Source organism: Streptomyces sp. NPDC007983 (genome assembly GCF_042958345.1).
In the GTDB taxonomy this organism is placed as follows: Bacteria; Actinomycetota; Actinomycetes; order Streptomycetales; family Streptomycetaceae; genus Streptomyces.
Genome location: NZ_JBIBJI010000008.1, coordinates 225,026 through 238,156 on the forward strand (window position 1 = coordinate 225,026; position 13,131 = coordinate 238,156).

Consider the following 13,131-nt stretch of genomic DNA (forward strand, 5'->3'; position numbering starts at 1 on the left):
CGGGGATTCAGGGTAGCCACGAGGTGAACCGGACCGGCCACGAGGGTGGCCGGGCCGGGTCCCGGCGCAGGTGGCTACTTGGCGTACAGCAGGGTGCCGAAGCCGGTCTGGTCGAAGCCGCCGCTGGTCGAGCCGTAGTCACCGCCGCCGCCCTCGGGGCGGACGCTCTCGGCGATGGCCTTGATGTACGGCACGTCCAGGCCGCGCCGGCGGCCGTAGTGGTAGTACAGCAGGTCCCAGACCGGCCGGACCTGGCCCCGGCTCGCGGCGGAGATCACGGTGTGCGACTGCTGGGCGCAGTTCTGGCCGGTGCCCCAGGTGTAGGTGGTGAAGGGCACATCGTGGCCGAGGTTGTACTTGGCGACGTACTGGGCGGCTTTCATGAAGCGGTTGCCGTCGTAGCCGTACAGGTCGTCGCCCTGGGACCAGGCCATTTCGCAGAAGGCGCCCAGCTGGCCCATGCCCATCATGGTGTGGCCCTGGTCCCGGCCGGACTCCTGCCACTGGCCGAGGGCGTAGCCGTCGACGTTGTCGTACAGATACGGGACGGCGTGGCGGATGGAGCCGTTGCCCGCGCCGCTCTTGAAGTAGGTGACGGCCTGGTCGTACTTGGCGGCGTCGTCGCACAGGATCCCGATGGCGAGGATCGAGTTCATGGTGCACAGGTCCCAGTTGGCCCAGTAGTTGGTGACGCAGGCGTCGTTGTGGCCGGTGAGGAACTGGTTGTTGAGCGGGTAGAACACGTTCCGCATCATCGTCTGGAAGCGGCCGAGGTCGAATCCGCCGTAGCCGCGCATGAGTTCGGCGGCGTTGGCGAACTGGTAGCCGTAGAGTCCGGCGGCCAGGAAGCGGTCCGCGTTGCCGGTGAGCGTGGTGAGGGTGGCCGACCAGGCGTTGAGGATCTTGACGGCGGTGTCGCCGTTCGCGGTGGTGCCCGCGATCTTCCAGCGCAGGGCGTTCTGGTAGGCGGCGTGGATGTCGTTGTAGAGGATGCCGTAGTTCTCGCCGGTCCCGCCGCGGATGATGGTCTTCTGCGGGTTGGGAACCCAGGTGCTCGCGGAGTGGCGGTTGGCGGTCAGGCGGTTCCACCCGGACAGCCACGGTTCGGTGCCCGCGGCGACCCGTACCTTGGCGCGGTTGAGTTCGCCGTAGGCGTGCAGCATGCCCGGGTGGGTGAAGGCGGCGGGCGCGGCGCCCGCGCTGCCGCCGGTGGCGGCGGCCACCCCGGCACCGGTGGCGAGGGCGGCGGTGAGGCCGCCCGCGGACCGCAGCAGGGCGCGGCGGGTCGGGCGGTGCGCGGGCGGTGGCGTGGGGGAGTGTTCGCGGCTCATCGCTGGGGGTCTCCGCTCTGGGTGGGGGTGAGGTGCACGCGGTCGAATCGCGTGGTGGTCCGGGCCAGCGGGTCGCGGGAGCAGACCACGAGGCCCACGTGGTACGGGGCGTCACCGAAGCCGGGGACGGCGCCCTCGGCCAGCGGCGTCCAGGTGGTGCCGTCGTCGGTGGACGCGGCCGCGGCGAAGACGCTCCCGGTGCGCCTCAGCCGCAGCAGGCAGGGCAGTGTGAGGTGGGCGGAGCCGGTGAAGGCGGACGCGCCCGCCACGACCGGGCGCAGCATGAGCTGCCCGGTGGTCCCGCCGGTGACGATCGCCCCGGCCGCCTGGTCGAACGGCGACAGGGACTTGGCCATCAGCAGCCCGACCCGGTCGGCGGCCGTGGCACCGGTCCGCGACACCAGCCGGGCGGTGATCTCGCAGTCCCCGCTGACGTCCCTGCGCACGAACTGGCCCGTCATCCCCTGGCCGTTGACGGTGAGATCGGTCCCGGCGCCGCGCACGGTGAACGTCCCCGCGTCGTACGCGGTGCTCCCGGGTGTGGGGACGGCCACCACGCCGTACGTCCCGAAGGGGCGCTCGTCGAGGATCACATCGCCGAGGTCGCCGTACGACCAGGGCGCGGGCGGCGGTGTGCCGACGTCGAGCGTGAGGGTGCCGGTGGCGGTCCCGGCCGCGTTGCCCGCGCCGGTGGCGACCGTGAACGTGCCGGTCGCCGACGGCCGTCCGGAGATCCACCCGGTGCGCTCGTCGATGCGCAAGCCCCCGGGCAGGCCGGTCGCGCTGAACCGCACCGGTTCGTGCGTGGCGCGCAGGAGATGGCGGAACGGGACACCGCGGTTCGCGAACACCGTGTCGGCGGAAGTGAGTCGAGGCACCGAAGGCGTGGGCATGCGGGCGCTCGCGGGCGATGAACGCGGCCCGCGCCCGCCGCTGTTCGTCTTCGCGACGGCGTAGTGGTACGTCCACCCGGGTGTCCCGGTGGCGTCCGCGTACCGCACGCGGGTGCCGAAGCCGACCGGGCCGACACCGGCGGCGACCGTCTCGTACGGGCCCCGGGCGCGTACGGCCCGCAGCACCGTGTACCGGGCGGCGGGGTCCGGATCGGTCCAGGCCAGCTCGACGGCGTCGGCCGCGGTCCGCGCCCGCAGGTCCGTGGCGGTGCGCACCGGGCGGGGCACGGTCCACAGCGGTCCGGCCGGGGAGGTCACGGTGACGTTGTCGAAGGCGCCGGTGCCGGTCTCGGCGTACGCCTCGCCGGCGCCCAGGCAGGAGGTCAGGGCGAGGCCCGCGTACGCGGTGCGCCCGAGCCGGACCTCGGTGGAGCCCACCTCGGTCCACCGGACGCCGTCCGGCGAGATGGCGCCGGTGCAGCGGCCGCCCCGGCGGGTCACCCGCACCCAGCACGGGGCCCGCAGCCGGTAGCCGTCGCCCGCGCCCTCGACGTAGGGGGCCTCCAGTGGCGTGGCCGACGCGGGCAGGGTGCCGAGGTCGGAGAGGGGGAACGCCGCGGCGGTGGTGATCGCCTGCCGCTGGGACGGTGGCACGGGGGTGCTGCCGGTGGCCGAGACGGGCGCCCCGGCCGACGGCCGTACGGTCCACACACCGCTCCAGGTGTGCAGCGGCAGCCCCTGGATCAGCATCGCGGCGTACGGGGCGTCCGGGGCGAGCGAGCCGCGGACCGTGACGCCGATCGTGGAGTACTGCGAGCTGAGCGGCCACACGATCCGCGCGGTGACCGTGCCGTCGCCGTGCAGGGGCAGATGCACCAGGCGGCAGATGTCCGCGCTGCCGCCCGCCTCCAGGACGAAGCGCTCACCGTCGAAGGTGGCGGAGCCGGGGACCGCCGGTGCCCCCACGTCCCGGGTCGACCAGGGCCCGGGCAGCCCGGCCGTCGCCGCCACCCAGCCCGAACTCCCGCTGATGCCAAGCCGGTTGGCGGCGCTGACCGTGTAGTAGTAGGTCCGGCCGGTGCGCACGGCGCGGTCCGTGTACGCGGGTGCCCCGATCCCGGAGGCGATCGGCTCGTACGGCCCGTCGGGACTGGTGGCACGTCGCACCGTGTAGCCGGTCGCCCACGCGGACGGCAGCCAGGACATGGTGACGGCGTGGCGGGCGCCGGTCGCGGTGAGCCCGGCGGGCGCCGTCGGCGCGGCGGGCGCTGCCTTCGCCCCGGCGTAGGTGAGCGTGCCCCAGCCCGGCAGGTCGTCGTTGCCGCCCTCGACGGCGCGGGCGCCGCCGGTGCCGCGGAAGACCGCGCGCCGGGCGTCCGGGAGGTCGAGGCCGCGTACGCCCGCGTAGTGCGCGTACGCCATCTCGTAAAGGGGTGGCAGGGCGCCGCGCGCCTTGGCCGACACCGATGTCCTGAGGTACTTGCCGGTGCGGTCCAGGTCGGGGGAGAAGGGCACGTCGCCGCCGAGGTTGTAGCGGGCGGCGTACTCGACGTTCGCCAGGATCCGGTTGCCGTCGAAGCCCCACAGGTCGACACCCTGGTTCCAGGCCACCTGGGCGGCGTTGCCGAGCAGGCCGACCGCGAGCTGCTCATGGCCCTGGTCACGGCCGCTCTCCTGGCCCTGGCCCGCATCGGTGACGATGCGGTGCCGGACGCTGCCGTTGCCCGCGCCTGCCGCGGCGAACCGCAGCGCGTCCTCGAAGAGCGTCGGTTCCTCGCAGAACACCCCGATGGCCAGGATGGTCTGGATCGCCGTGAGGTCCCAGTTGCCGTTGGCGTAGAGCATGTAGCCGGACACTGCCGGATACCAGACGCGCAGAAAGGACTCCTCGCAGCGCGCGATGGCCGCCGGGCCCCAGCCGTCGTAGCCGGTGTGCCGCAGCAGCTCGGCCGCGTTGACGAACAGGAACGCCTGCAGCCCGGCGCCGAGCGGTCCGTCCGCTCCGGTGACGGCGGTGAGCGACGCCGACCAGGCGTCCAGGATGTCGCGGGCGGTGTCGGCGTGGGCGCGGTCGCCGGTGACACACCACATGAGGGCGTTCTGGTAGGCGGCGGCGGAGTCGGCGACGGCCTCGTTCATGAAACGTGCCGGACCGCGGCCCCAGGAGGTGATCTGGCCGGTGTTGCGCACGGTGTACGCGGACGACGCGCGGGGGCTTGCCGCGAGCGCCAGATAGCCGTCGTGGGCGGGGGATTCCCCGGCGGCGACCGCGGCCTTCATCCGGGCCAGGTCGGCGGCGCCGTGCAGCAGCCCGGGGTGGGTGAAGGCCCGGCTGCCGCCGCGGTTTCCCGCGGCACGCGCCACCCCGCTCATGGCCGGGCCGCCCGAGGCGAGCACCAGGGCCGCGGCGCCGCCGAGGAAGCCCCGGCGGTTCGGCGCGGTCATGACGCGGTGGCCTCGGCGGTGGTGAGGAACCTGAGGTTCGTCACATGCTCGTTCACGTGCATGGGAACGAAGTCCGCGGCCAGGTACCAGGCCGGTTTCTTCATGCTGTCGGCGATTGTCCTGCCGCCCACCACGAGGTTTTCGAAGGTCACGTCTTTGATGGCGTGTTCGGCGTCGTAACCGAGCAGCAGACACGGGCTGCCGTGGGTGCCGGTGTAGCTGAGGTCCTTGATGTACACGTTCTCGATGCCGCGGCCGACCGAGGTGTTGTACTTCGTGTTGTACATGACCCGCATATGGATCAGCTGGCCCTGCCGGAAGTCCTCGACCCGGACGCCGTCGACGCGCACGTTCCTGATGAGGTTGCTGTCGCCGGGGTTGAGGGCGATACAGCCCTGGTAGCCCGTCTGGGGTTCGCGGTGGTCGCAGATGTCGAGGTTGCTGAAGGTCAGGTTCTCCAGGACCTCGGGCGCGTCGGTGTTGCCGTGCGTGCCCACGTTGATGGGATGGGCGACGTCCGCCCACAGGGTGGAGTTCTTGACGGTGATGTTCCGGGTGTCGCCGTAGTAGTCCCAGCGGTGGGCGTAGATGGCCACGCAGTCGTCGGCGTTGCGCATGAAGACCCCGTCGATCGTGACGTCGGAGCTGGAGAAGACATCGATGCCGTCGCCGTTGCCCTTGGAGCTGAAGGCGGCCATGCCGCTGAGGGTGATGTGCTCGGACTCGCCGACGGTGACGGCGTATCCGCCCGGGTTGAGCATCGTCACGGCGCCGATGGTGATGTTCTTCGACCCCTCCACGGTGGCGCCGCCGCCGGGCGCCGCGTGGATGACACCGCGCCCGGTGAGCCCCGCGTTCTCGACGTCCTTGAAGATCACCCGGGACTTCAGGACGGCACCGCCGTCCAGATGGACGGTCTTGCCGGACGGCACGGTCAGGGTGCCGCCGGGGGTGGTGTGCACTCCGGGGCCGAAGTGGAGGACGTCCGGATCGTCCGCGGCGGGGCGGTCCGTCTCCAGGGGGCGGGCGAGCAGATGCAGACAGTCGAAGATCTCGTCGTCGACCTGGACGATGAGGTTGCGCGGCTCGGTGAGCCGGAACCGGGCCGTGTTGCCGCGTACCCGGGGGGTGATGCCGTACGAGTCGGGCCGGATCCGCACCGTGCCGACGCCGCCCTTGAGGCGGGTCACCTCGATGTCGACGGTGCCCGAGAAGTCGAAGTACGCGAGCGTCGAGTTCTGCTGCCGGCCGCTGCCGGTGGTGGTGTCGACCAGGTTCAGTGTGGCCAGATAGGTCCCGAGCCTGCGCCATCTGCCGCCCGGATTGCGGACCTTGACGGTGAAGCTGTCGCTCTTCACGGGGGCTCCCGCCGGCACCGGATACGTGACGAGCGTTGCCGGGCCCCCGCCCCGGGTGGATGTGGTGGACGTGGCGGGTGTGGCGGCCCTGGCGGTGGGGCCGGTCAGGCCCGCGGCGAGGACGCCGGCACCTGCCGCCTGAAGGGTGGCGCGGCGGGACAAGGGTGGGTTCATGGCTGACTCCCTGCGCAGTGGAAAACGGAAACCGGTTACTGCGGCCACGTGGGCAGAGCTTCGGCCCTGTCCGGAAACGGAGTCAAGGGTCTGGGTGCACTTTCGAAAGGATCGGTCGCCCTCGGCGACGTACGGCCTGCCGATTGACCCGCCTTCCCGTCAGATCTACGTTAGAAGGCGCTTTCTGAAACCGTTTCCCCGGCGCCCCAGGAGAGTCATGCCCACTGCCCAGCCGCCGAGAGCCGTGTTCGCCATGGACCCGGTGCACCTGCCCCTGCTCTTCCCGCCACCGCTCATGGAGCGGCTGCGGCAGGTGGCCGAGATCGACACCGCCCTCGTCGTACGGGACCTCAGCGACCCCGCCGCCGCCCCCGCGCTGGCCCGGGCCGACGTACTGATCACCGGCTGGGGCTGTCCCCGCCTCGACGCCGGCACCCTCGCCGCGGCGCCCCGGCTGCGCACCGTCCTGCACGCGGCGGGCTCGGTCCGCTCGCTGATCGGGGATGCCCTGTGGGACGGCGGGATCACCGTGTCCAGCGCGGTCACCGGCAACGCGCTGCCGGTCGCGGAATACACCCTCGCCATGATCCTGCTCGCGGGCAAGGACGCCTTCGCGCACCGTGAACGCTTCCGCGACACCCACACCCATCCGTCCCCCGCCCAGACCGCGGCCATCGGCAACCTCGGCCGCCGGGTCGGCGTCATCGGCGCCTCACGCGTGGGCCGCCGGCTGCTGGAACTGCTGCGGCCCTTCGACTTCGCCGTCTCGCTGTACGACCCCTACGTGGACGCCGTCGAGGCCGCCGCGCTCGGCGCCGAACCGCTGCCCCTGGAGGACCTGCTGCGCCGCAGCGACATCGTGAGCCTGCACGCCCCCGACATCCCCGAGACCCACCGCATGCTGGACCGCAAGCGGCTCGCCCTCATCCGGGACGGCGGCGTGCTGATCAACACCTCCCGGGGCGCGCTGGTCGACACGCACGCCCTCACCGACGAGCTGGTCGCGGGCCGCCTCAGCGCGGTGCTGGACGTCACCGACCCCGAACCACCGCCCGCCGCTTCCCCGCTGTACACGCTCCCCAACGTCTTCCTCACCCCGCACATCGCCGGTTCGCTCGGCAACGAGCTGGCCCGCCTCGGCCGCGTCGTCGCCGAGGAGCTGGAACGCGTGGCGGCGGGGCTGCCGTTGGCCCACGAGGTGCGGCATGCGGATCTGGCCCGCGTCGCCTGAAGGCCGCCCCGGCGGCCCACCTGAGGGGAGTAACGATGGGATACGGTTTCCCGCACCGGCGCAAGCCACGGGACCCGGCCCGGGCCGGTGGGGAAGTCGCTACGGTGAAGGAGTCGCTACGGTGAGCGAGCGCAAGGCGTCGGGCGGCGCCGGACGGGCCACCATCCGCGACGTGGCGGAGCGCGCGGGCGTCTCCGTCGCCAGCGTCTCGCGCGTCCTGTCCGGCAACTACCCCGTGTCGGACGAGCTGCGCCGCCGGGTGATGAAGGTCGTACGGGACCTGGACTACGTCACCAACGCCCACGCCCGCTCACTGGCCGGCGGCGGCACGCCCACCGTGGCCATCCTCATCAACAACATCACCGGCGCCGCCTTCGCCCACGTGGCCAAGGGAGTCGAGGGCGCGGCCACGCTGCGCGGCTGGCTCTCGCTGGTCGGCACCACCGGAGACGACCCGGAGCGGGAACTCGCGCTGGTCAACCTCATGCGGCAGCAGGGCGTCGCCGCGGTGGTCCTGCTCGGCGGCGCGTACGACTTCGACGAATACCAGCTGAGGATGGCCCGGTTCGCCCGCTCCCTCGACGCCGCCGGATCGCACCTGGTCCTGGTCGGCAGGCCGCCGCTGGAGGGCGACGTGGCGGCCACCACGGTCGACTACGACAACGAGGGCGGCGCCTACGCCATGGCCAGCCACCTGCTGTCCGCCGGGCACCGCCGGGTCCTCGTACTGCCGGGACACGCCGAACTCACCACGGCCCAGGGCCGGTTGCGGGGCGCCCGGCGGGCCTTCGAGGCGTACGGCGTCCCGTTCGACCCGGACATGGTGCTCCACGGCCCGTACGACTACGGCCACGGGTATCAGGCGGTCGAGGAGGGCCTGCGGCGCGAGCTGGACTTCACGGCGGTGCTGGCGGGGACCGATGTGGTCGCGGCGGGTGCCATGCAGGCCCTGCGCGCCGCCGGGCTCAGGGTCCCCGAGGACGTCTCGATCGTCGGCTACGACGACATTCCGCTGGCCTCCCAGCTCACCCCGCAGCTGACGACCGTTCATGTGCCGTACGAGGAGATGGGGCGGGCCGCGCTGCGCGCGGTGGCCGATCGGCGCGAGGGCGGCACGGGCCGCCGCGCGGGCGGCGACGGAGCCCATCTGGTGCTGGGCACCCATGTCGTCGTACGGAACTCCGTCCAGCCGCCGGTCCGCCGTTCCTGACGACCGCGACGTACCACTGTCGTAAACGGTTTCTCCAACTCACCGCGTCCGGCCCCTTGTCGAGTGCGGACCAACCGGCCTACCGTCCACAGCAACCGGTTACTACCGCTTTCCCTCGTTCGGCCTCCGTCCGCCGATCCTGGCCATCACCGAGCCGCCGTCCTCGCGTTCCGAGAACGCCAACATCCAAAGGATCACGGTCAGATGAACTTCACCCTGCCCCGGAGAAGGTTCGCCCGCGCCGCCGTCGCGGGTCTCGCGCTGACAGGTCTGCTCTCCGCCTGCGGCGGATCCGGCTCCGGGGACCCCGGGTCCTCCGGGGACTCCGGCCCGGTCACCCTCCCCTACTGGGGCTGGGCCAACGGCCAGGAGGCCGTCGTCAAGGCGTTCAACGCGAGCCACCGGAACATCAAGCTCGAATACACCAAGGTCACCGACCAGCTGACGATGCAGAAGCAGCTGACCAACGCCGTCAAGGCGGGCAACGCCCCCTGTCTGGTGCAGAACACCGCCGAATACGTGACCACCCTGGTCTCGCAGGGCGTGCTCGCCGACATCACCCGGTACGTGGGGTCCGCGAAGAAGAAGTTCAACCCCGGTGCGTGGGCGGGCGCCGGGGTGCAGGGCAAGGTCTACGGCGTTCCCACCAGCTCCGCGCCCGCCTTCACCATCTATCGCACCGACATCTTCCGCAAGTATGGCCTCAAAGCCCCCGCAACCTGGGACGACTTCATCGCCGCCGGCAAGGTGCTGAAGAAGCACGGCATTCGCATCACCAACTACGCGGGGGAGGACCCGAGCACCCTCGAAGTCCTCGCGATGCAGGCCGGGGCGCACTGGTACGCCATCGACGGCGACGCCTGGCGGGTGAACTTCCAGGACTCCGGCAGCCTCAAGGCGGCGAAGGTGATCCAGGAAATCATCGACAACGATCTGAACTCCTCGCTCTCCTTCGCCGACTACGCGGCGGTCCAGCGCAACTACGACAACGGCCGCACCGCGACCCGGCAGATCTCCACCTGGCAGATGGCCGGCATGGTCCAGAACTTCACGAAGTCGAACGGCCGGTGGGCGCTGTCGCCGTGGCCCGCCTTCCCGGGCGAGCCCGCCAGGACACCGGCCGGTACCAACCAGAGCGGCGGGCTGACCCTGGTGACCAAGGAGTGCGAGCACCAGGAGCAGGCCGCGGAGGCGGCGCTGTGGATGTCCACCGACACCGGCGCCGTGTCCACCCTGGCGAGCCCCGAGACCGGCAACGGTGTGATGCCCGCGCTGGCCGACAGCGCGTCGTACGTCGAGAAGTCGCTCTCCGCCAAGCTGCTCGGGAAGAACTACGAGCCGGGCAAGAAGGTGGTCACCAACAGTCTGAACACCGTCACCACCGACTGGGTCTTCGGTCCGGACTGGACCGCGATGTTCACCGAACTGCAGACCGGCTGGGCCAAGGTCATGAACAAGCAGCAGAAGGTCACCGACCTGCTGGCCCATATGCAGAAGTGGACGGTGGCGGACCTGAAGTCCCGCGGCATCGGCGTCAAGGGCTGAGGGCCCGCATGATCCGCTCCCAGCGCTGGAAGGGAGCCGCCTTCACGGTGCCCTTCCAGCTCGGCTTCGTCTTCCTCTACCTCATCCCGATCGGCTACGCGGTCCACCAGTCCCTGTTCCGGGAGCAGCGGTCCGGACTCGGACTCGGGGGCGCCACGGTGACGTTCGCCGGACTGGACAACTACCGGCACGGCCTGACCGACCCGGCGTTCCTGTCCTCCGTCCTGCGAGTGGTCCTGTTCGCGTGTGTCCAGATCCCGGTGATGCTGGTCATCAGCCTGTTGCTCGCCCTGTGCCTGGACGCGCTCACCGCGCGGGCGGCGAGCCGGTTCCGGATGCTGCTGCTGATCCCGTACATGATCCCCGGGGTGGTGGCCGCCATCGTATGGATCAACCTCTACAGCCCCGAGGTCGGCCCGCTGACCTCGCTCGGCAAGGTCTTCGGGCTCTCCTGGAACTTCTTCGCGCCCTCGATGGTCTGGCCGTCCATCGGCAACCTGCTGACCTGGCACGGCATCGGCTACAACATGGTGATCATCTACGCGGCGCTCCAGGCGGTACCCCGCGAGCTGTTCGAGGCCGCGCGGCTGGACGGCGCCTCCGAGACGCGCATCGCGCTGAGCATCAAGATTCCGCATGTGCGCGGCGCGCTGGTGCTGACCGGCATGCTCTCCATCATCCAGATGCTCCAGATCTTCAACGAGCCCGCGCTGTTCCGGAACGTCACACCGCAGACGGTCAGCGACAGCTTCACCCCCATCATGATCGTCTACAACCAGGCGTTCAACGCGGGCGACTACCACTACGCCGCGGCCCTGTCGGTGCTGCTCGCCCTCGTCCTCGGCGTGGCCTCCTTCCTCTTCTACCGGCTGACCTCGAAGGAGACCGACTGATGCTGATGACGGAATCCGCCACCGAGCGGCCCGGGGCGCGCACCGTGCGGCGGCTCGCCCGCCCCGACGCCGCCGCGCGCGGGCGGGGCGGCCAGCGCTTCCTGCTGCTCGGCCTGATCCTGGCCGGCGGGTACAGCCTCTTCCCGGTGTGGTGGCTGATCGTGGCCGCCACCAAGGACCGCACCGGGCTGTACCAGTCCGGCGGCCTGTGGTTCTCCGGCATGCACCTGTGGGACAACCTGCGTCAGCTGGTCACCTACGACCACGGCATCTTCCTGCGCTGGACCGCCAACTCGTTCCTGTACGCCGGGGTGGGCTCCCTGGGCGGCACCCTCATCGCGCTCGCCACCGGATACGGCCTCGCCCGCTTCGACTTCCCCGGGCGCGGCGTGGTGTTCGCGTGCGTCGTGGGCTCCTTCCTGATCCCGATCGCCCTGCTCACCCTCCCGCTGTATCTGCTGTTCTCGTCCATCGGACTGGTCGACACCCCCTGGGCCATGCTCGTCCCGTGTCTGATCAACCCGTTCAGCGTGTACCTGGCCAAGGTCTACACCGAGTCCACGGTCCCCTTCGAACTGCTGGAGGCGGCCCGGCTGGACGGCGCCGGGGAGCTGCGGATCTTCTTCAGCATCGTGCTGCGGATGATGGTCACCGGTGGCGCCACGGTGTTCCTGCTCGCCTTCGTCAACACCTGGAATGCCTTCTTCCTGCCGCTGACCGTGCTGCGCGGCGAGGAGAACTGGACCCTCAACCTGGGCCTGTACAACTGGACCGGCAAGCGGCTGGAGTCCGGCATCGATCTGACCAGCCTCGTGCTGACCGGCGCGCTGCTGTCCATCGTGCCGCTGGCCGTCATGATGACCGCGATGCGCCGCTACTGGCGCACCGGCGTCACCCTGGGCGCCCTCAAGTGACCGTGGCGCCCCGGCGGAGTGCCGTGCGCCACCGGCAGCGCCTAGGATCGCCCGGTGACCGCCGCCAACCAGCAGACCGCGAAGAGTGAGGCGTCACCGGGCGAGACGCGTGCGGGCGCGGCCCGGAGCGCCACCGTCAAGGATGTGGCGGCGCTCGCCGGGGTCTCCCCGAAGACCGTGTCGAACGTCATCAACGGCTTCGTCCATGTGTCGCCCGCGACCCGGGAGCGGGTGCAGCGGGCCATCCGGCAGCTCGGCTACCGGCCCAACCGGGCCGCCCGCAATCTGCGCCGCGGCAGCACCGGCATGATCGCGCTGGTACTGCCGGAGCTGGACGTCCCGTACTTCGCCGAGCTGGGGCGCCACTTCCTCACCACGGCCGAGGAACACGGCCGCACCCTGCTCATCGAGCAGACCCTCGGCGACCGGGACCGGGAGGCGTCCGTCGTCCACGGCCTCGGCGACCAGCTCGTGGACGGCCTGGTGGTCAGCCCGCTCGCCCCGCACGGCAGCGCCCTCGCGAGCCATCTCGGCGCGGTGCCGCTCGTGCTCATCGGCGAACGCCCCAGCGGCGGCCTCACCGATCACGTGGTCATCGACAACGTGGCCGCCGCCCGGGAGGCGGTGACCCATCTGATCCGCGGCGGCCGCCGCCGGATCGCCGTCGTCGGCCCGCGGCCCGAGCCGTACCTCGGCACACCCCTGCTGCGCAGGACCGGCTACCGCCAGGCGCTGGAGGCGGCCGGGCTGCCGCTGGACCCCCGGCTGGAGCGCGAGACCCCCCGCTACCACCTGCGGGAGGGCGCACGGGCCATGGACGCGCTGCTGGACGAGCCCGAACCACCGGACGCCGTGTTCTGCTTCAACGACGCGCTGGCCCTCGGCGCGCTGCGCACCCTGTACGAGCGTGGGCTGCGGGTCCCCGAGGACGTGGCCGTGATGGGCTTCGACGACATCGAGGCCACCCGCTACAGCACGCCCAGCCTGAGCACCGTCGCACCCGACAAGGGCGCGATCGCCCGGCACGCCGTCAGCCTGTTGCTGGAGCGGATCGACGCGCCGGGCCGGCCGCCCCAGGGGGTCGTCGTCGGGCACACGCTGTGCACCCGCGAGTCCACCGAGGGCGGCGCCTGAGGG

General features: G+C 71.4%; 9 protein-coding genes. 6 read left to right on the forward strand and 3 right to left on the reverse strand.

Features of this window, described 5'->3' with window-relative positions:
- Window positions 1-74: 74 nt before the first annotated feature.
- From ACFZCY_RS25550 to ACFZCY_RS25560, 3 genes are read right to left on the reverse strand one after another with little or no spacing between them, the layout of a single operon-like run.
- A complete protein-coding gene (locus ACFZCY_RS25550) occupies window positions 75-1,331 on the reverse strand; it encodes an alginate lyase family protein (RefSeq protein WP_391177623.1) in 1,257 nt (418 codons plus the stop codon).
- Window positions 1,328-4,669, reverse strand: a complete 3,342-nt coding sequence (locus ACFZCY_RS25555) for an alginate lyase family protein (protein WP_391177625.1) — start codon at window positions 4,667-4,669, stop codon at window positions 1,328-1,330. Before ACFZCY_RS25555 ends, ACFZCY_RS25550 begins: the two co-directional genes overlap by 4 nt.
- On the reverse strand, window positions 4,666-6,201 hold the full coding sequence (locus ACFZCY_RS25560; protein WP_391177627.1) for a glycosyl hydrolase family 28 protein: 1,536 nt from the start codon (window positions 6,199-6,201) through the stop codon (window positions 4,666-4,668). Before ACFZCY_RS25560 ends, ACFZCY_RS25555 begins: the two co-directional genes overlap by 4 nt.
- Window positions 6,202-6,418: 217 nt before the next feature.
- On the opposite strand from ACFZCY_RS25560, the gene ACFZCY_RS25565 reads away from it, so the two are divergent.
- The 6 genes from ACFZCY_RS25565 (at window position 6,419) to ACFZCY_RS25590 (ending at window position 13,128) form a co-directional block, all read left to right on the forward strand.
- Entirely contained in the window at window positions 6,419-7,432 is a 1,014-nt protein-coding gene (locus ACFZCY_RS25565; RefSeq protein WP_391177631.1) for an NAD(P)-dependent oxidoreductase, read from the forward strand.
- 121 nt (window positions 7,433-7,553) lie between these two features.
- Window positions 7,554-8,642, forward strand: a complete 1,089-nt coding sequence (locus ACFZCY_RS25570; RefSeq protein WP_391177632.1) for a substrate-binding domain-containing protein — start codon at window positions 7,554-7,556, stop codon at window positions 8,640-8,642.
- A 204-nt stretch (window positions 8,643-8,846) separates the two neighbouring features.
- The gene (locus ACFZCY_RS25575; protein ID WP_391177637.1) at window positions 8,847-10,187 is read left to right on the forward strand and encodes an extracellular solute-binding protein; all 1,341 of its coding nucleotides are present in this window, start codon (window positions 8,847-8,849) and stop codon (window positions 10,185-10,187) included.
- 8 nt (window positions 10,188-10,195) lie between these two features.
- Complete coding sequence (locus ACFZCY_RS25580; RefSeq protein ID WP_391177639.1) at window positions 10,196-11,080, forward strand: ABC transporter permease subunit; 885 nt, start codon at window positions 10,196-10,198, stop codon at window positions 11,078-11,080.
- Window positions 11,080-11,994 carry an ABC transporter permease subunit gene (locus ACFZCY_RS25585; protein WP_391177642.1) on the forward strand — a complete coding sequence of 305 codons (915 nt, stop codon included), beginning with the start codon at window positions 11,080-11,082 and terminating at the stop codon, window positions 11,992-11,994. The genes ACFZCY_RS25580 and ACFZCY_RS25585 overlap by 1 nt, the downstream gene beginning before the upstream one ends.
- Before the next feature lie 54 nt (window positions 11,995-12,048).
- Complete coding sequence (locus ACFZCY_RS25590) at window positions 12,049-13,128, forward strand: substrate-binding domain-containing protein (RefSeq protein ID WP_391177643.1); 1,080 nt, start codon at window positions 12,049-12,051, stop codon at window positions 13,126-13,128.
- Window positions 13,129-13,131: the final 3 nt, after the last annotated feature.